The organism is Amycolatopsis sp. NPDC114505 (assembly GCF_055633615.1).
This window is the reverse complement of record NZ_JBVKDV010000001.1, coordinates 2113227-2131102: the sequence shown is the minus strand read 5'-3', so window position 1 is coordinate 2131102 and position 17876 is coordinate 2113227. Positions and strand designations below refer to the sequence as shown.

The following is a 17876-nucleotide window of genomic DNA, read 5'->3' as shown; positions in this document are numbered from 1 at the left end:
GTGATGGAGGTCGTTACGACACCTTGCGTACGTCGGCTGCCTGGCTGCGACCGTCGCGCCCGGACTGGACTTCGAACTCGACGCGGTCTCCTTCGTCCAAAGTGCGGAATCCGTCGGCCTGAATGGCCGAATAGTGAACGAACACGTCCGGTCCTTCGGTGGATTCGATGAACCCGTAGCCCTTTTCCGAGTTGAACCATTTGACGGTGCCGACAGCCACGGCGCCCTCCCTCAGCACAAAGGATCCGCTGGCCCGAGCGGATGCCAGCGGCGGAAGTGTCAATCACGCTACCGGAATTATTCCCCTCGGCAATGGGCAATTCGTCTGAAGATCACGCGCGGGAAAGGCGACTGTTGCGCGCCTGCACGAGCACCGTCCCGGGACCCGCGAAGTCGACCGCGAGCCCTTCCCCCGTGCGCAGCGACTGCGGTCCGCCGGGATCGAGCGCCCGCAACCGGCACTGCACGGTGTCGGGGTAGGCGAGCAGGTAGTCCGGCCGGACCGTGACCAGCTCGCCCTTGCCGAGCTCGAAGGCGTCCACCGGGCCGGGCGCGGCCAGCACGAGCGGGCCGGTTCCGCTGTAGTGCTCGAGGAACCCCGAGTCGGCGCCGAAAAGCTGCTGCAACGGCGTCCAGTTCGGGTCGTGCCGGACCGACGACGGCCGCACGAGCACGGCGTCGCGGTGCACCGACCAGCCCGTGCCGCCGCCCAGGTCGAGCGGGTAGACGTCGCCGGGGCGCAGCGGCGCGAAGTCGATCCAGCCGCCGTCCGAAGGCGCGGTGTAGACGACCGCCGTGGCCTTGCCCGCGCGGACGCCGCCGCGGCCCGCCGCCGCCTCGGTGACGCCGAAGCGGCTGGCGAGCAGCGTCTCGGCCGCGGCCTGCACCGACTCGCCCGGGTCGAGCAGGACGCGGGCGACGCCGAACCCGGGGGTGTGCCGGGTCTGGACGCGCATCAGCGGGACGGGACGTGCGAGATGATCCAGCTGACCAGCGCGGACGGGTTGCGCGTCTGCGTCATGATCTGGCCGGGACCGACGAAGTCGAACACGAGGCCTTCGCCGCTCTTCATGGACTGGATGATGCCCGTCGCGACCTTCCGGATCTGGTACTGCACGGTGTCGGCGTACGCGACGACGTGCCCGGTGTCGACGGTGACCATCTCGCCCTGCTGCAGGGTGATGGTCTCGACCGCGCCGTAGCAGGCGACGAGCAGCTGGCCCTGGCCGGTGGCGTGCGTCAGGAACCCGCCTTCGCCGCCCATCAGGTTCTTCATCCCGCCCCACTTGGTCTCGGTCTGCACGCCGTGCGACGACGCGAGCCAGCAGCCGCGGGTGACGGCCCAGCCGGTCCGGCCGTCGAGCGGGATCACCTGGATGTCGCCGGGCAGGTTGGCCGCGACGTCGACCCAGCCGCCGTTCTGCGGCGCGGTGAAGGTGGAGATGAAGAAGGACTCGCCGGAGAGGAACGCGCGGCCGAGGCCCTTCATGATCCCGCCCTGCGACTGGGACTGGACCTGGACGCCGTAGCTGGTGGCCATCATCGCGCCGGACTCCACCTGGCACGGCTCGCCCGGCGCCAGCATCATCCTGGCGACGGCGAACGAGGGCTGTTGACGGACCTGGACCTGCATGCGTGCTCCCCTGTGGCGTGCTCTCGAACGACGAGAGTCTTGCATGCCCTTCACGGGGGTGGAGGATGGTCCGGTGATCTCCGTCGACGACTACCGCGACCGGGTTGCCGCGCTCCTGGGCACCTCTCCCGCCACCGCCCTGCCCCTGGCCGACGCGGCCGGCCTCGTCCTCGTCGAGGACGTGCGGGCCGGCGTTTCCCTCCCGCCCTTCGACAACTCGGCGATGGACGGCTACGCGGTCCGCGCCGCCGACGTCTCGCGGACGCCGGTGACCCTGCCGGTCGCCGACGACATCCCGGCGGGCCGCGTCGACGTCGGGACCCTCGAACCGGGCACGGCGCACCGGATCATGACCGGCGCCCCGCTGCCGCCCGGCGCGGACGCCGTCGTGATGGTCGAGGACACCGACGGCGGCACCGAGACCGTGACGATCTCCGCCGCGGCCAAGGAAGGCGCGCACATCCGGCACTCCGGCGAAGACGTCCTCGAAGGCACCATCGCGCTGCACGCCGGGACCGTCCTCGGCCACTCGCAGCTGGGCCTGGCGGCCGCCGTCGGGCTCGCCGAGGTGCGGGTGCACCGGCCGCTGCGGGTGCTGATCGCCTCGACCGGCACCGAGCTGATCGACGCGCCGGCGCCGCTGCGGCACGGCCAGATCTACGAGTCCAACAGCGTGATGCTCGCCGCGGCGGTCCGCGAGCTCGGCTGCGAGGTCGAAGTGGTCCGCAGTGTCGTCGACGACGTCGAGGAGTTCCGCAAGGTCATCGAGCCGAAGCTGGCCGACGCCGACCTGCTGGTCACCTCCGGCGGGGTCAGCGCGGGCGCGTACGAAGTGGTGAAGGACGCGCTGACCGGCCAGGGCGTCGAGTTCGCGAAGATCGCGATGCAGCCGGGCGGGCCCCAGGGCTGCGGGCGCTGGCAGGGCGTGCCGGTGGTGACCCTGCCCGGCAACCCCGTCAGCGTCCTCGTGTCGTTCGAGGCGTTCCTGCGCCCGGCGCTGCTGACGGCGCTGGGGCACACCGACGTCTCGCGCCGCCGCGTCCGGGCCCGGCTGACCGAGGCGATGTCGTCGCCGGGCGGACGCCGTCAGTACCGCCGGGGCGTGTTCACGCCGTCCGACCGGGAGGTCACCGGGGTCGTCGGGCCCCGCGGCGGCCCCGGTTCGCACCTGCTGGCCGCGTTCACGCAGGCCAACTGCCTGATCGTGCTGCCGGAGGACGTCACATCGGCTGCGGAAGGCGAGGAAGTGGACGTCCTGCTGCTCTGACCGGGAAGTCGCGCAGCTTCCGGTACGGCGCGAGCAGCGGCAACGCGGCGATCAGCAGCACGGACGCGACCCAGAGCGTCTTGCGGACGCCGATCACCTCGCCGAGCGCGCCGCCGAGCACCCCGGCCAGCGGGATCGTGCCGTAGGCGACGAGGGACGCGCTCGAGGTGATCCGGCCGAACAGCTCGGGCGGGCAGTAGCGCTGCCGGAACGTCGCGGTCAGCACGTTCGAAGCGACGACACCCGCGCAGACGCCGAAGTCCGCGAGCACGAACAGCACCAGGCCGGGGCCCGGACCGGCGAGCGGGCCGAGCAGCATCATCGGCGCCGCGAAGGCTTCGCAGAGCAGGAACGCCCTCGCGGCGCCGAAGCGCGCGCCGAGCCGGCCGGCCAGTGCCGCGCCGAGCACCCCGCCCGTCGCGGCCAGGGCCAGGACCAGGCCGACGAGGCCGGGCCCCGCGCCGAGCGTGCGGGACAGGAAGACGATCTGGATCGACGTGTACCCCGTGAGCGCGAGGTTCGAGGCGGCGGCGAAGGCCATCATCGACCGCAGGTACCGGTCGCCGGCGACGAACCGCAGTCCTTCGGCGATCTGGCTGCGCAACGGCGTGCGCTCGGCCGGGACGACGGTCTCGCGCACCCGGATCGCCCGCACGCACAGCACGGAGATCCCGAAGCTGACCGCGTCCGCGAGGATCCCGCTGACCGGGCCGAACGCCTGCGCCAGCAGCCCGGCCAGGCCCGGCCCGGCGACCTGCGTCGCGGACTCGCTGCCCTGGATCTTGGCGTTGGCGCCGAGGAGCTCGTCCTGGCCGACCAGCGCCGGCAGGTACGCGCGGTAGGCGAGGCTGAAGAAGACCTTGGCGGCGCCGCCGAGCAGGGCCGCGCCGAGCAGGTACGGCATGGTCAACGCCCCGAAGGCGGCCACGACCGGGACACTGCCGAACACGACCATCGACACCGTGTTGCAGACCAGCATCACCGGCCGCTTCGGCGGCCGGTCGACCCACGCGCCGGCGGGCAGGCCGACCACCAGCCACGGCAGCCACGCGGCCGCGGTCAGCACCCCGACCTGAAAGGTGCTCGCCTGCAGCGTCAGCACCGCGACCAGCGGCAACGCCGTGCTCGCGACCATGCTGCCGAGCATGCTCGTGGTCTCGCCGGTCCAGAGCAGCCGGAAGTCCCTGTTCCCCCAGAGCCCCTTCACGGCTTGCCCAGCGAAGTCCGCGCGACGAAGAAGACCGGACGGCGCTCGACGCCGTCACCGGGTTCGGTGCGGTCCTCGAACTCGGCCAGCAGCAGCAGGACCCGCTCGTTCAGCTCTTCGAGCTCGGCGGCGGACAGGCGCATCCAGGTGTCCGTGCTGAACGCCACGCCCCGCCACTGCGGCGGGTAGGTCTCGCGCGTCGCGAGCCACTCGCGCGCGACCGCCATCTGGTGGTCGAGGGTCAGCACCTCGGCGGCCTCCGCGACCGGGTCGTCGGGGAAGTCCGCCGCGGCCCACCGCAGCGTCTTCGCTGTCCGCTTCCACCAGCGTTCCCGCTGGTCACGGGCCAGCTCGGGGGCCACTTCGACCAGCTTGGCCGCGGCCAGCACCTTCATGTGGTGGCTGATGTTGCCCACCGCCTGGTCGGTCTTGCCCGCCAGCATCGACGCCGTCGCCGGGCCGTCCAGGTGGAGCAGTTCCATCAGCCGTCGCCGCAGCGGGTGCGAAACCGCCGCCAGCACCTTCGAATCCCGGATCTCCCGGACGTCGTCGCTCATGAAGCACAAGAGTAGTTGTACAAGGGGTGTTGTGCAATGACTCTTGTACAACTGCGCGGGTAAGCTCGCGCCATGGGTTTCGTCGCATGGGTGATCTTCGGGGCGATCGTCGGCTGGGCCGGGAACCTCGTCGTCGGCGGCCGGGACCGGCGCCGGCAAGGCTGCCTGGTCAGCGTGCTCGTCGGCGTGGTCGGCGCGGCGCTCGGCGGGCTGGTCTACCGGCTCGCGACCGGCCAGTCCAAGACGTTCGACTTCGACTTCCCCAGCTTCGGCGTGGCCGTCCTCGGCGCCGTCGTGCTGCTGGCGATCCTGCGGCTCGTGAACGGTCTCGGCCGTCGACCGAGCGACCATTCGTAACTTTTGCCGGACGAATCCCGAGCGGTGCCGTTCCGGACGTTAAAATGCTTCCTCACGCGCATCGCCCGGTGGCCGGGTGCCTGCGCCGTCGGGGGGCGCAGGCACCCGGCCGCGCTTCTTCGCCTCGATGACGACGTCGACGGCGCGCACCGGGTCCACCAGCCGCGGCACCGGCACCTCGTCGATCTCCCTGCACCACGCGCCCAGGAGCTCGTCGAGACGAGCTTCGGCGGTATCGCGGTGATCGGTCATCGTCCCCTCACAAGGTCTCTCGGCAGCGCCCCGAACGGCGTCGACTACTCAGTGTTGTCGCCGAATTCGACCTTGTGTTACCGGGATGTGGCCGCTCCCACCCGCTGCGGGGACACCCTCACGAGGGAGCCGACCAGGGGCGCGCGCCGACCCTCACCTGGGGCAGCGGTAGCGTGGTGGCGCCCGTACGCGGCCGCCGGACCCCGGCGCCGACGCGTCCTTCCGACACGAAACCAGGGGACCCGACCATGAGCGGCACCCGGCCGGAACCCGCCGGCAATCCCGTCGCCCACGCCCTTCAGCTCGCCCGCGAGACGCTGCCGCCGATGCACCCGGCCGGTCGCCCGTTCGTGGCGGGCGGCGTGGCCGCGACGCTGGTCGCCCGCCGGTTCTCCAAGCGCCTGGGCGTCCTCGGCGCGCTGACGACCGTGGCGATGGCCGCGTTCTTCCGCGAGCCGAAGCGGGTCCCGCCGCCGCGTGACGGCGTCGCGCTCGCCTCGGCCGACGGTCTCGTGTCGCTGATCGAGGAAGCCGTCCCGCCCGCCGAGCTGGGCCTGCCGGCCGAGCCGCGGATGCGCGTGTCGGTGTTCCTCTCGGTGTTCGACGTGCACGTCCAGCGCGTGCCGGCGAACGGCGTGATCGAGCGCGTCGCCTACCGGCCGGGCAAGTTCCTCTCCGCCGACCTGGACAAGGCCAGCGACGACAACGAACGCAACTCCGTGCTGATGCGCACCGAAGACGGCCACGAGCTCGTCGTCGTGCAGATCGCCGGGCTGGTCGCGCGCCGCATCCTCTGCGAGATCCGCGAGGGCGACAAGGTCGGCGCCGCCTCGACGTACGGCATCATCCGCTTCGGCTCGCGGGTCGACCTCTACCTCCCGCCGGGTTCGCGCGTGCTGGTCGCCAAGGGCCAGCGCACGGTCGGCGGCGAGACGGTGATCGCGGAGCTCCCCGCACTGCCTGCGTCCCTTTCGGAAGGCTGATCGATGGTCCGCGTGACCACCCCGGGCGTCCGGCTGCTCCCGAACGCCATCACCGTGCTCGCCCTGTGCGCGGGCCTGTCGGCCGTGCAGTTCGCGCTGACCAAGAACTTCGCCATGGCGATCGCCTCGATCGGCATCGCGGCGGTGCTCGACAGCCTGGACGGCCGGATCGCCCGCCTGCTCGACGCGACGTCGAAGATGGGCGCCGAGCTGGACTCGCTGTCCGACGGCATCTCGTTCGGCGTGGCGCCGGCGCTGGTCATCTACGTGTGGCAGACCGGCGCGGACCGGATCGGCTGGGTGGCGTCGCTGATCTTCGCCGTCTGCATGATCCTGCGGCTGGCCCGCTTCAACACGCTGCTGGACGACACCGAGCAGCCGGCGTACGCGAGCGAGTTCTTCGTCGGCGTCCCGGCGCCGGCGGGCGGCCTGCTGGCGATGCTGCCGCTGGTGGCGTGGCTGCAGTGGGGCGAGGGCTGGTGGTCCTCGCAGTACGTCGTGTGGGCGTGGACGGTCGCCATCGCCGCGCTGCTGATCAGCCGCATCCCGACGCTGTCGCTGAAGACGGTCAAGGCGCCGGCCAAGGCGATCGCGCCGCTGCTGCTCGGCGTCGCGCTGCTGGCCGCCGCGATCATCCAGTTCCCGCTGGTCGCGCTGATCGCGGCGATGATCCTCTACCTGGCGCACATCCCGTACTCGGTCTACCGGCACCGCTGGCTGGCCGCGCACCCCGAGGCCTGGACGGTCCCGCCGCGCGAGCGCCGCGCGATCCGCCGGGCCTCCCCGCGCCGTCTCGGCCTGCGACGCCCGCTGCGCCGCCGGGTGGCGGGCGCGGCGATGCGCGCGGTCCGCCTCCCCCGCACTGGCGAGCCGATGCGCACCCCCCGCGAAACCTCCCAGAACGGCAACGGCCAGCGCCGCCGCTCCTGGCGCCAGATCGGCCTCCGCCGCAAGTAGCCGTGTCGACCCGCCAATCACGCGTGATGCCCTCCCAATCACACGTGATGCCTCCCCAATCACGCGAGATGCCCTCCCAATCACGCGAGATGCCCTCCCAATCACGCGAGATGCCCTCCTGGTCACGCGAGCCGACCGGGCCGGTACGGCGTTCACGCGTGATCAGCGGGGCATCACGCGTGATTGAAGGGGCATCACGCGTGATCAGGCGGTCGACACGCGTACTTGAACGGACGACACGGGTTCTCGGCTCCTGGACGGCCGCCGGATCGCTAGGGTGAACGGCGTGAGCCACCCGCAGATCACGCTGACCGTCCGGCACACGCCGTCCGCGCTGGACACGCGCCGCGGCGTCGTCCGGCTGCACCCCGAAGTCCTCGACGCGCTCGGCCTGCGGGCCTGGGACGCCGTGCACCTCACCGGGGCCCGGGTCAGCGCCGCCCTCGCCGCGCCCACCGACGAGGCCGACGTGCCCGGCATCGTCCTCACCGACGACGTCACCATGTCGAACCTCGGCGTCACCGAGGGCGCCGAGATCGTGGTCGCGCCCGCCGACGTCGCCGCGGCCAAGACGGTCACCGTCGCCGGGTCGCGGCTGGCCAGCGTCTCGGTCAGCCCGCACATGCTGCGGCTCGCCCTGATCGGCAAGGTGCTCACCGTCGGCGACGCCGTTTCCCTGCTGCCGCAGGACCTCGCGCCGACGCCGGGGTCCGACCCGGCCGGCCTGCGCGGCCAGCTGTCCCGGGCGATCGGCGCGACCTGGACGAACGAGCTGCTCACCGTCACCGCGACCGAGCCGGCCGGCCCCGTCGCGGTCGGACCGTCCACTGTGGTCGTCTGGCGCGACGGCGCACGCCCCGCGCCCGAGCCCGCCGCGCCCCGGACGGCGACCGCGCTCGTGCGCACCTCCGCCGTCACCGCGGCCGAGGAGTGGATCGACGCGGAGATCGTCGAAGACGAGGTGGTGCTCGCGGAGGCCGTCGAGCCGGTCGTGCCGCTGGCCGACCTCATCGGTGCCGAAGCGACCGCGCGCAAGCTCGCCGAGTGGTTCGACCTGGCGTTCCACCGGCCCGAGCTGCTGGCCCGGCTGGGCGCGCCCGCCCACCTCGGCGTCCTGCTGTCCGGCCCCGAGGGCGTCGGCAAGGCGACGCTCGTCCACTCCGTCGCGAGCGAGTCCGACATCCGCGTGGTGCCGGTGGCCGCGCCGAACCTCGCGGTCCTGGACCCGAACGTCGCGGTCGCGCGCCTGCGCGAGGCCATCCGCGCGGCGGAGGGGCCCACGGTCCTGCTGCTCACCGACGTCGACGCGCTGCTGCCCGCGGCCACGCCGCCGCCGGTCGCCACCGTCGTGCTGGAGGAGCTGCGGACGGCGCTGCGGCGCGAACGCTTCGCCGTCGTCGCGACGACCGCCCGCGCGGAGTCCGCCGACCCGCGGCTGCGCGCCGCCGACCTGCTGGACCGCGAGCTCGGCCTCGCCCTGCCGGACGCGAAAACGCGCCGCGAGCTGCTGAACGTCCTCCTCCGCGACGTCCCGCTCGACACGGGCATCGACTGCGGCGTCCTGGCCGAGCGGACGCCGGGGTTCGTCGCCGCCGACCTGATCGCCCTGCGGCGGGACGCGGCCCTGCGCGCGGCCCTGCGCCAGCGGGAGGCCGACGAGCCGCGGATCTCGCAGCAGGACCTGCTGGACGCGCTGGCCACCGTCCGCCCGGTCTCGATGTCCACTTCGGACAACCTGGCCACCGGCGGCCTGACCCTGGACGACGTCGGCAACATGGTCGACGTCAAGCAGTCGCTCACCGAGGCGGTGCTCTGGCCGCTGCGCTACCCGGACTCGTTCGCCCGCCTCGGCGTCGAACCGCCGCGCGGCGTGCTGCTCTACGGCCCGCCCGGCGGCGGCAAGACCTTCCTGGTGCGGGCGCTGGCCGGCACCGGCGCGCTGAACGTCTTCGCGGTCAAGGGCGCCGAGCTGATGGACAAGTGGGTCGGCGAGTCGGAGCGCGCGGTGCGGGAGCTGTTCCGCCGGGCCGCCGAGGCCGCGCCGTCGCTGATCTTCCTCGACGAGATCGACGCGCTCGCCCCGCGCCGCGGCCAGTCGTCGGACTCCGGCGTCGCCGACCGTGTGGTCGCGGCGCTGCTGACCGAGCTCGACGGCGTCGAGCCGATGCGCGAGGTCGTCGTCCTGGGCGCGACGAACCGGCCGGAGCTGGTCGACCCGGCCCTGCTGCGGCCGGGCCGGCTGGAGCGGCGCGTCTACGTGCCACCGCCGGACGCCGAAGCGCGGACCGCGATCCTGGTGGCCAGCTCGAAGAACACGCCGCTTGCCGCCGACGTCGACCTCGCCGAGGTCGCGTCCACTCTGGACGGTTACTCGGCCGCCGACTGCGCGGCGCTCATCCGCGAGGCGGCGCTGACGGCGATGCGCGAGTCACTGGAGGCCCGCGAAGTCACGGCGGCGCACCTGGACGCGGCGCGCAAGACGGTCCGGCCGAGCCTCGACCCGGCCCAGCTCGCGGCGCTGGAGGCTTACGCGAAAACCCAGGTCGGCGAATGAAAAAGCGGCCGTCACCCCCGGGTGACGGCCGCTCTCCCAAGCTCAGCTGCCCTTGTGGCCGGCCTGGTACTCCTTCGTCACGATCACTATCACGCCCGGGCTCGCGCCCTCGATCCCCGGGAAGCGCGGCTCCGCCTTGATCCCGAACTCCTGCGCGAGCTGCTTGGCCGCGGCTTCCTCGTCGGTGCCCGGGCGGTAGAACGCCGTCGTCGTCGGGATGGTGCCCTGCGAGTAGTTGCTGACCTCGTTGATGGTCCAGCCGCTCCCGCGGAAGTCCTCCGCCGCGCGGTCCGCCAGGCCCTTGATCGTCGAGTTGTTGAACACCCGGACGGTCACCCACTTGTTGCCCGCCTGGTGGTCACCGGGCTGCCCCGGCTGGCCGGACGTCGGCTGGCCCGGCGTCGGCGTAGTAGGCGACGGCGGGGTGGGCGACGTCGGGTTCGTCGAAGTCGAGGACGGCGGCGTCGTCGAGGTCGACCCCGGCGGGGGCTGCGACCCGGTGGAGCTGCCCGGCGAGCTGGGCGCCCCGCTCGGCCCGGCTTCGTTCGACCCGTCACCACTCAACGCGGACACGCCGCCGATGACCGCGGCGATGATGGCCACCCCGATCAGGACGACGCCCGCGGCCTTCATCGGCCGGGACATTCCCGAAAACACACTCATTTCAGCTCGATCCCCAGTCGCCGGGCGCCACGCTTGCGCTGGCGGGCGGCGCGCGTCTTGCGCAGCCGCTTCACCAGCATCGGGTCGGCTTCGATCGCCTCCGGCTTCTCCAGCAGCTTGTTGAGCAGCTGGTAGTAGCGCGTCGCGGACAAATCGAAGCGTTCGCGGATGGCGTTCTCCTTCGCCCCGGCATGTCGCCACCACTGGCGCTCGAAGACGAGGATCTCGACCTCGCGTTCGGTCAGGCCGGGCACGGGCTTCGGCGGCGACGGCTGCGGCTCAGCCATCGACTCCGCGGCGTCCATCCGAGTCCCTCTCAATCGGGCGTATGGCGAATCAGACCTAGCTCTTCCGCGGGCGCCATTCAACCACGGAAGCGCACGCCGACGTGGGCATCCGCGTCGGCGCGTCACGGTCTGATGCAGGTCTACCAGAGGGGTCCGACTAAACTGCGTGGTCGTGACCATCCACCCCATCGTGATCGCCGGCGAACCCGTGCTGCACCAGCCGACTCGGGAGATCACCGAGTTCGACGAGAAGCTGCGCACGCTCACCGACGACATGTTCGAGACGATGTACGCCGCCGAAGGAGTCGGTCTCGCGGCCAACCAGATCGGCCTCGACCTGCGGGTGTTCGTGTACGACTGCCCGGACGACGAGGGCGTCCGGCACAAGGGCCTCGTCGTGAACCCCAAGCTCGAGACGTCGGAGATCCCGGAGACCATGCCGGACCCGGACGACGACTGGGAGGGCTGCCTGTCCGCGCCCGGCGAGTCGTACCCGACGGGCCGCGCGACGTGGGCGAAGGTGACCGGCTCCGACGTCGAGGGCAACCCGATAGAGGTCGAGGGCACCGGCTACTTCGCGCGCTGCCTGCAGCACGAGACCGACCACCTCGACGGCTTCATCTACCTCGACCGCCTGGTCGGCCGGCACGCGCGCGCGGCGAAGAAGATGCTGAAGTCCAACAAGTGGGGCGTCCCGGGCAACTCGTGGCTGCCGCCGAAGACCCCCGAGGACGACGGCGCCGTCCTCTGACCCGCCCCGGTCGTGAGTGAGAAACAGGGTTAGAACACTGTTTCTCACTCACGACGGGGTTCAGCAGCCGAGGAAGTGGCAGCGGACCACCTGCGGCGTCTCCAGCGTCGAGCCCGCCTTGACGTCCTGCGCGAGCCGGACGTACTGGGCGTGCGTCCAGGCCAGCGGGGTCGCCGAGTTGTTCGGCGTGCCCGTCGCGAAGCCCGGCTGCCCCGACGGCGCGTTCTCGTCCCACACCTGCTCCGGCATGGTCTCCGCCGAGCTGCTCACCCGGCCGAGGTCACGCAGCCGCCGCGCGGCCGACGCCCGGTCGCCGAGCGTCAGCTCGTACTCGCCGCGCTCGCCGGCCAGCAGCGGCCACAGCCGGCCGAACGTCGTGCGGCTCTCGGCCGGGAACGTGTAGTCCCACGGCGAACCGTCGGCCTGCTCGCCGTAGCCGTCCTTCGTGTAGCGGTGCCAGAACTGGCCGGTCGGCGTGGTGAACGCGATGTCCTTGTCGGTGACCTTGATGCTGTTGCGAACCACCGGGTCGTCCGCGCGGTAGATGCCGAGCCGGACCAGGTCGAGGAAGCCCGCGTCGGTGACGGCGCGCTGGTCCATCGTGACGCTCGAGTTGCCGAGGTTGTACGTCGTCCCGGCGTTGGCGTTCGCGTCCTTGGTCAGCCGGACGAAGTACGGGTCCTTCGACAGCGGCCCGTTCGTGGTGATCGTCTGCTTCGGCAGGTCGGCCTTCATCTTGTCTGCCGCCGCGAGGTAGCGCGCGGCGTCCGCCGGAGCTCCGTTGTGCGAAGCGATGTCCGCGGCGCAGACGAGCCCGGCGATCACCGACGCGATGGTCGACGGGGACCAGCCGTCCTGCTCCTCCCAGCGTTCCTGCTGGGTGTACGGCGCCCGCTGCCCGTTCGGGCCCACGTACCCGAGGATGAAGTCGGCGGCCTTGCGGACGCCGGGCCACAGGTCGTTGCGGCCGAGCTGCTGGGCCAGCACGATCGGGAAAGCGGTTTCGTCGAGCTGGATCGACGTCCAGTACGGCACGCCGTCGACCCGGCTGTTCTGCGGCAGGTGCCCGTCGGCCTGCTGCTGGGTGCCGAACATGTACGACACCGAGCGGTTCGCGGCGGCCGTGTCGCCGCCGGCGGCCAGGCCGGTCGCGATCTGGTAGAGGTCACGCGGCCAGACCAGGTGGTAGGTGCCGGACGGCGACCACTCCGGGTCGTTGTTCCCGAAGCGCCACGGCATGCTCGGCGACGCGATGAAAGCGCCAGGGTGGTGCTTGTCCTCGCTCGCGGCGAGCGTCAGCATCGACGCCTTGTAGAGGTCACGCTCGGCGTCGGTCTTCAGCGACGACGGCGGCTTGCTCACCCCGCGCAGGTACTGCTCCCAGCCGCGGTCGTACGCGCGGGTGATGTCGCGGACGCCGCGTCGCTGCGACGCCTGCGCGCTGCCGAGCGCGTCGGCGGCCTTCGCGCCCATGCCGAGGGCGAGGGTGACGTGCCGGTTCCGGACGCCGTCGGCGCTCGTCTGCCCGGTCAGCAGGACGTTGCCCTTGGCGGCGGTGTCGTACTGCGCCAGCTTGAAGGTCTTCGTGAGCTGCGTGTTGCCGTCGGACGAGCCCGCGTAGCCGACGCTCGTCTTCGTGAACGCGGGCTTGGCGGTCAGCGCGGCGGCGTTCGTCGCGTCCTGCGCGGTGACGGCGTCGCCCTTGCGCGCGGCCGAGTCGTCGGAGCCGTCGTTGGTCAGGTCCGGGTCGGCGACCGCGTAGAGCTGGTACGGACGCCCGGTGAGCGACTGGAAGTCGACGTCCACCAGCACGGTCGTGGCGGCCGGGTCGGTGACGTAGGTCTTGCGCAGCCGCCAGCGGTGCTGGTCGTCGGTGATCGTCTGCTCGTAGGTCAGGCTGTCGTCGTCGGTCCGCCGCACCTGCTGCGCCTTCTCGGCGTAGTCGAGGTCGGCGAAGCCGCGGCCATCCGTGACGACGAAGTTCATCGACCGGACGCTCGGCGTCGACAGGTCCGGGTAGTAGACCTCGGACATCTGGCCGCCCTGGAGCGTGAACCAGACGTTGCTGGACCGGTCGTGAGCCGTGCCGAAGCCGGTCTTGTTCGCGGGCAGCCAGCTGGGATGGGTCCCCGGAGCGCCGGGAGCCTCTCCCGCGGCCGCCGCGATCCCCGGGACCAGACCGGTGACCAGCAGCCCGGCGAGGGCGCCGAACATGAGTTTTCGCATATCAACCCCACAGAAAGTCACTTCTGCACCGTTACAGAAGCGCCTGGAAGTGTCTCGCCGATCCTTCACCGGCGCATGGTCCGATCCGGTGAACCACTGACCGTCACTGGTCCGCCCGGCCGGTTCTCCAGCAGCGAACGGACTTCGAGCGCTTTCCGGCGCAGACTTGTAGTACCTGCAACGGTGTAATCGAGGTGCTCATGGAAGACGCGATGGACGCCTACTCGCGTGCCGTCAGCACGGTCGCGAAGACCGTCACCCCGCACGTCGCCGGGGTCCAGCTCGCGCGCGGCAGCGGCTCGGCCGTCGTCTTCGCTGCCGATGGCCACCTGCTGACCAACGCGCACGTCGTCGACGGCAACCGAAAAGGCGTCGCGACCTTCGCCGACGGCAGCGAAGTGCCGTTCGACGTCGTCGGCGCCGACCCGCTGTCCGATCTCGCGGTGCTGCGGGCGCGCGGCGAGACACCGTCGGCCGCTCAGCTGGGCGACGCCGACCAGCTCGTCGTCGGGCAGCTCGTCGTGGCCATCGGGAGCCCGCTCGGCTTCTCCGGCACCGTCACCGCGGGCGTCGTCAGCGCGCTCGGCCGGGCGCTGCCGGTGCGCCACGGCCGCGCGGGGCGCGTGATCGAAGACGTCATCCAGACCGACGCCGCGCTCAACCCGGGCAACTCCGGCGGCGCGCTCGCCGACTCCGCCGGCCGCGTCGTCGGGATCAACACCGCGGTCGCCGGGTTCGGGCTCGGCCTCGCGGTGCCGATCAACGCGACGACCCGGCGGATCATCGACACCCTCGTCGTCGAAGGCCGGGTGCGGCGCGCGTACCTCGGCGTCGTCGGCGTCCCGGCGCCGCTGCCGGACGACATCGCCGAGCGCACCGGGCAGAGCGCCGGGCTGAGGGTGCACGAGGTCGTCTCCGGCGGTCCCGCCGACCGCGCGGGCCTCAAGGCGGGCGACCTCGTGCTGACCGTCGGCCGCACCCGCGTCTCGGACGCCCAGGGGATCCAGCGCCAGCTGTTCGCGGAAGTGATCGGCACCGCACTGCCGATCACCGTGCTGCGCAACGGAGCCATGGTCGACGTGTACGCCACTCCGGCCGAGTTGGTCGGGTGACTTGAGTATCGCGCTCCGGCGTGGCATGGTCGGTGGCACAACACCAACGCGGGAGCTCGCGCCATGGCGGGCTGAGAGGGTGACTTGCGTTTCGCAGGCGTCACCGACCGCATGAACCTGACCGGGTAATGCCGGCGTAGGGAGTGAAAGTCGTTGACGACGCTCGAAAACAAGGACGTCTCCGTCACCACCGGACCGATCACCGGTTCACACAAGGTGTATCACCAGACCGAATCCGGCCTGCGTGTTCCCGCACGCCGGATCGACCTCTCGAACGGCGAACACTTCGACGTCTACGACACTTCCGGCCCGTACACCGACCCCGAAGCATCGATCGACGTCCACAGTGGACTGCACCGGCTGCGCGCGGGCTGGGCCGACGGGCGTGAGCACAACACCCAGCTCGGGTGGGCCAAACAGGGTGTCATCACGCGGGAAATGGAGTACGTCGCCGCCCGCGAACGGGTTTCCGCGGAGTTCGTGCGCGCCGAGGTCGCGAGCGGCCGCGCGGTGATCCCGGTCAACCGCAAGCACCCCGAGTCCGAGCCGACCATCATCGGCAAGAACTTCCTGGTGAAGATCAACGCCAACATGGGCAACTCGGCCGTCTGGTCGTCGGTCGAGGAAGAGGTCGACAAGATGGTGTGGGCGACCCGCTGGGGCGCCGACACGATCATGGACCTTTCGACGGGCAAGCGGATCCACGAGACGCGGGAGTGGATCATCCGCAACTCACCGGTCCCGGTCGGCACCGTGCCGATCTACCAGGCGCTGGAAAAGGTCGACGGGGAACCGGAAAAGCTGTCGTGGGAGGTCTACCGCGACACCATCGTCGAGCAGTGCGAACAGGGTGTCGACTACGTCACCGTGCACGCCGGCGTGCTGCTGCGCTACATCCCGCTGACCGCTCGGCGCGTGACCGGCATCGTCAGCCGCGGCGGCTCGATCATGGCCGCGTGGTGCCTCGCGCACCACCAAGAGTCCTTTTTGTACACGCACTTCGAGGAGCTCTGCGAGATCCTCCGGCAGTACGACGTCACGTTCTCCCTCGGCGACGGCCTGCGCCCCGGCTCGATCGCCGACGCCAACGACCGCGCCCAGTTCGCCGAGCTGGAGACCCTCGGCGAGCTGACGCACATCGCGCGCTCGCACGACGTCCAGGTGATGATCGAGGGCCCCGGCCACGTGCCGATGCACAAGATCAAGGAGAACGTCGAGCTCGAGGAAAAGCTCTGCGGCGAAGCGCCGTTCTACACCCTCGGTCCACTCGCGACGGACATCGCGCCGGCGTACGACCACATCACGTCGGCCATCGGCGCGGCGCAGATCGGCTGGTACGGCACGGCGATGCTGTGTTACGTCACGCCGAAGGAGCACCTCGGCCTGCCGAACCGCGACGACGTCAAGACCGGCGTGATCACGTACAAGATCGCCGCGCACGCCGCCGATCTGGCCAAGGGCCACCAGTACGCCCAGGAGTGGGACGACGAGCTGTCGAAGGCGCGCTTCGAGTTCCGCTGGAACGACCAGTTCAACCTGTCGCTCGACCCGGACACCGCCCGCTCGTTCCACGACGAGACGCTGCCCGTGGAAGCCGCCAAGACCGCGCACTTCTGCTCGATGTGCGGGCCGAAGTTCTGTTCGATGCGGATCACGCAGGACGTCCGCAAGTACGCCGAGGAGCACGGTCTGTCCACAGTGGAGGCGATCGAGGCCGGCATGGCGTCGAAGTCGGCGGAGTTCACCGAGTCCGGCGGCAAGGTCTACCTGCCCGTGGTGCAGCCGTGACACCGCCCACCGCCCTCACCATCGCCGGATCCGACTCCGGCGGTGGTGCGGGCATCCAGGCGGACCTGCGGACGTTCTTCGCGAACGGGGTACACGGGCTCGTCGCGCTGACCGCGGTGACCGTGCAGAACTCCCTGGGCGTGCAGGGTTTCACGGAGATCCCGGCCGACGTCGTCACCGCGCAGATCAAGGCGGTGGCGTCCGACATGGGCGTGAACGCGGCGAAGACGGGCATGCTCGCGACCGCGGAGATCATCCGCGCGGTGGGGAAGACCCTGGATGAGCTGGGGATGGGCTTCCCCTTGGTGGTCGACCCGGTGGCGGCGTCGATGACCGGCCACGCGCTGCTCCGGGAGAACGCGCTGGAGGCGATCCGCACAGAGCTGTTCCCGCGCGCGACGCTGATCACGCCGAACCTGGACGAAGTCGGGCTCTTGACCGGCATCTCGGTTTCCGACGAGGCATCCCAGCGCGCGGCGGCGGAGGCACTGCTGGAGTTCGGCTCGCAGTGGGTTCTCGTCAAGGGCGGCCACATGCAGGGGACGTCCGAGTGCGTGGACCTGCTGTCGGACGGCAAGTCGTTCATCTCGTTGAGCGGCCCGCGGTTCAAGACGGAGAACACCCACGGCGGCGGCGACACGATGGCCTCGGCGATCACGGCGTCACTGGCGAAGGGCGCGTCAGTGCCGGACGCGGTGGCAGCGGGGAAGAAGTTCATCGAGCGCTGCGTCGCCGAGTCTTACCCGCTCGGTGCGGGTGTCGGGCCGGTGTCGCCGTTCTGGGTGCTGGACCACTGAACCGCTCGCCGGTCTGGCCGAACTCAGCGGCTAACGGACCGGCTGCAGCTCCCGGCCGTCGTACTCCTCGCGTGACGAGCGGATGCGGTCGAAGTTCGCCTGCGACCACGTGCTCAGCGCCACCAGGTGCGCCCCCACCTCCGTGCCCATCTCCGTCAGTGCGTACTCCACCGTCGGGGGCGTTGTCGGGTACACCGTGCGCGTCAGGAAGCCGTCGCGCTCCAGCTGGCGGAGGTTCTGGGTCAGCATCTTCTGGCTGATTCCGTCGACCGCGCGGCGCAGCTCGCCGAAGCGGTGCGGGCCGCGGGCCAGTGCGCCCAGCATCAGGGCCGTCCACTTGTTGGCCAGCAGGTCGAGCACGTCCCGGCACGGACAGCTGCGGAGGTAGACGTCCCAGGTTCCGTCCTGGTCACAGGTAGTTTCCACGAGGTACCTACTTTACGAACAAGTGCCTTCTGGCGAAAAGTGACGAACGCTCCGAGTAT

General features: G+C 71.1%; 19 protein-coding genes and 1 riboswitch. Of the genes, 9 read left to right on the top strand and 10 right to left on the bottom strand.

Annotated features, from left to right (window positions below; translation table 11 throughout):
• Positions 1–13: 13 nt before the first annotated feature.
• The 3 genes from ACZ7OU_RS10675 to ACZ7OU_RS10665 all read right to left on the bottom strand — a co-directional run bounded on the left by ACZ7OU_RS10675 (position 14) and on the right by ACZ7OU_RS10665 (position 1633).
• The gene (locus ACZ7OU_RS10675) at positions 14–220 is read right to left on the bottom strand and encodes a cold-shock protein (RefSeq protein ID WP_005164266.1); all 207 of its coding nucleotides are present in this window, start codon (positions 218–220) and stop codon (positions 14–16) included.
• 112 nt (positions 221–332) lie between these two features.
• Complete coding sequence (locus tag ACZ7OU_RS10670; protein ID WP_470242175.1) at positions 333–956, bottom strand: AIM24 family protein; 624 nt, start codon at positions 954–956, stop codon at positions 333–335.
• Positions 956–1633: a TIGR00266 family protein gene (locus ACZ7OU_RS10665; protein WP_470242176.1), complete on the bottom strand. Its 678-nt coding sequence runs from the start codon at positions 1631–1633 to the stop codon at positions 956–958. Before ACZ7OU_RS10665 ends, ACZ7OU_RS10670 begins: the two co-directional genes overlap by 1 nt.
• Positions 1634–1706: 73 nt before the next feature.
• Between ACZ7OU_RS10665 and moeA the strand changes: the two genes are divergently transcribed.
• Positions 1707–2900 (top strand): molybdopterin molybdotransferase MoeA, encoded by a 1194-nt coding sequence (gene moeA, locus ACZ7OU_RS10660; protein ID WP_470254906.1) that lies wholly within the window; start codon positions 1707–1709, stop codon positions 2898–2900.
• On the opposite strand, the gene ACZ7OU_RS10655 is transcribed toward moeA, so the two are convergent.
• Together ACZ7OU_RS10655 and ACZ7OU_RS10650 are read right to left on the bottom strand one after the other, a co-directional pair.
• The gene (locus ACZ7OU_RS10655; protein ID WP_470254905.1) at positions 2854–4107 is read right to left on the bottom strand and encodes an MFS transporter; all 1254 of its coding nucleotides are present in this window, start codon (positions 4105–4107) and stop codon (positions 2854–2856) included. The two genes, moeA and ACZ7OU_RS10655, sit on opposite strands and share 47 nt — an antisense overlap.
• Complete coding sequence (locus ACZ7OU_RS10650; protein ID WP_470254904.1) at positions 4104–4664, bottom strand: ArsR/SmtB family transcription factor; 561 nt, start codon at positions 4662–4664, stop codon at positions 4104–4106. Before ACZ7OU_RS10650 ends, ACZ7OU_RS10655 begins: the two co-directional genes overlap by 4 nt.
• 72 nt (positions 4665–4736) lie before the next feature.
• Between ACZ7OU_RS10650 and ACZ7OU_RS10645 the strand changes: the two genes are divergently transcribed.
• Positions 4737–5021: a GlsB/YeaQ/YmgE family stress response membrane protein gene (locus tag ACZ7OU_RS10645; RefSeq protein WP_470254903.1), complete on the top strand. Its 285-nt coding sequence runs from the start codon at positions 4737–4739 to the stop codon at positions 5019–5021.
• 39 nt (positions 5022–5060) lie between these two features.
• Here ACZ7OU_RS10645 and ACZ7OU_RS10640 read toward each other — a convergent pair whose 3' ends face one another.
• Positions 5061–5273, bottom strand: a complete 213-nt coding sequence (locus ACZ7OU_RS10640) for a hypothetical protein (RefSeq protein ID WP_470242181.1) — start codon at positions 5271–5273, stop codon at positions 5061–5063.
• Between the two features lie 248 nt (positions 5274–5521).
• Here ACZ7OU_RS10640 and ACZ7OU_RS10635 point away from each other — a divergent pair, with 248 nt between their 5' ends.
• The 3 genes from ACZ7OU_RS10635 to ACZ7OU_RS10625 all read left to right on the top strand — a co-directional run bounded on the left by ACZ7OU_RS10635 (position 5522) and on the right by ACZ7OU_RS10625 (position 9767).
• Positions 5522–6256 (top strand): phosphatidylserine decarboxylase, encoded by a 735-nt coding sequence (locus tag ACZ7OU_RS10635; RefSeq protein WP_470242182.1) that lies wholly within the window; start codon positions 5522–5524, stop codon positions 6254–6256.
• 3 nt (positions 6257–6259) lie between these two features.
• On the top strand, positions 6260–7213 hold the full coding sequence (pssA, locus tag ACZ7OU_RS10630) for a CDP-diacylglycerol--serine O-phosphatidyltransferase (protein WP_470242183.1): 954 nt from the start codon (positions 6260–6262) through the stop codon (positions 7211–7213).
• 286 nt (positions 7214–7499) lie between these two features.
• Positions 7500–9767 (top strand): AAA family ATPase, encoded by a 2268-nt coding sequence (locus ACZ7OU_RS10625; RefSeq protein WP_470254902.1) that lies wholly within the window; start codon positions 7500–7502, stop codon positions 9765–9767.
• A 42-nt stretch (positions 9768–9809) separates the two neighbouring features.
• On the opposite strand, the gene ACZ7OU_RS10620 is transcribed toward ACZ7OU_RS10625, so the two are convergent.
• Both ACZ7OU_RS10620 and ACZ7OU_RS10615 read right to left on the bottom strand, forming a co-directional pair.
• The gene (locus ACZ7OU_RS10620; RefSeq protein ID WP_470254901.1) at positions 9810–10430 is read right to left on the bottom strand and encodes a LytR C-terminal domain-containing protein; all 621 of its coding nucleotides are present in this window, start codon (positions 10428–10430) and stop codon (positions 9810–9812) included.
• Positions 10427–10735 carry a DUF3263 domain-containing protein gene (locus ACZ7OU_RS10615; protein WP_470242186.1) on the bottom strand — a complete coding sequence of 103 codons (309 nt, stop codon included), beginning with the start codon at positions 10733–10735 and terminating at the stop codon, positions 10427–10429. Before ACZ7OU_RS10615 ends, ACZ7OU_RS10620 begins: the two co-directional genes overlap by 4 nt.
• A gap of 154 nt (positions 10736–10889) precedes the next feature.
• Between ACZ7OU_RS10615 and ACZ7OU_RS10610 the strand changes: the two genes are divergently transcribed.
• Positions 10890–11468, top strand: coding sequence for a peptide deformylase (locus ACZ7OU_RS10610; protein WP_470254900.1), 579 nt, complete (start codon positions 10890–10892; stop codon positions 11466–11468).
• 60 nt (positions 11469–11528) lie between these two features.
• On the opposite strand, the gene ACZ7OU_RS10605 is transcribed toward ACZ7OU_RS10610, so the two are convergent.
• Complete coding sequence (locus ACZ7OU_RS10605; RefSeq protein WP_470254899.1) at positions 11529–13694, bottom strand: glycoside hydrolase family 15 protein; 2166 nt, start codon at positions 13692–13694, stop codon at positions 11529–11531.
• 200 nt (positions 13695–13894) lie between these two features.
• Here ACZ7OU_RS10605 and ACZ7OU_RS10600 point away from each other — a divergent pair, with 200 nt between their 5' ends.
• The 3 genes from ACZ7OU_RS10600 (at position 13895) to thiD (ending at position 17391) form a co-directional block, all read left to right on the top strand.
• Entirely contained in the window at positions 13895–14806 is a 912-nt protein-coding gene (locus ACZ7OU_RS10600) for a S1C family serine protease (RefSeq protein WP_470254898.1), read from the top strand.
• Positions 14807–14844: 38 nt separating this feature from the next.
• Positions 14845–14966: riboswitch (TPP riboswitch) on the top strand.
• A complete protein-coding gene (gene thiC / locus ACZ7OU_RS10595; RefSeq protein ID WP_470254897.1) occupies positions 14960–16594 on the top strand; it encodes a phosphomethylpyrimidine synthase ThiC in 1635 nt (544 codons plus the stop codon). It overlaps the preceding riboswitch by 7 nt.
• On the top strand, positions 16591–17391 hold the full coding sequence (thiD, locus tag ACZ7OU_RS10590) for a bifunctional hydroxymethylpyrimidine kinase/phosphomethylpyrimidine kinase (RefSeq protein WP_470254896.1): 801 nt from the start codon (positions 16591–16593) through the stop codon (positions 17389–17391). Before thiC ends, thiD begins: the two co-directional genes overlap by 4 nt.
• Positions 17392–17421: 30 nt before the next feature.
• Here the strand turns inward: thiD and ACZ7OU_RS10585 are convergent, their stop codons facing one another.
• Positions 17422–17817: a winged helix-turn-helix transcriptional regulator gene (locus ACZ7OU_RS10585; protein WP_470254895.1), complete on the bottom strand. Its 396-nt coding sequence runs from the start codon at positions 17815–17817 to the stop codon at positions 17422–17424.
• Positions 17818–17876: the final 59 nt, after the last annotated feature.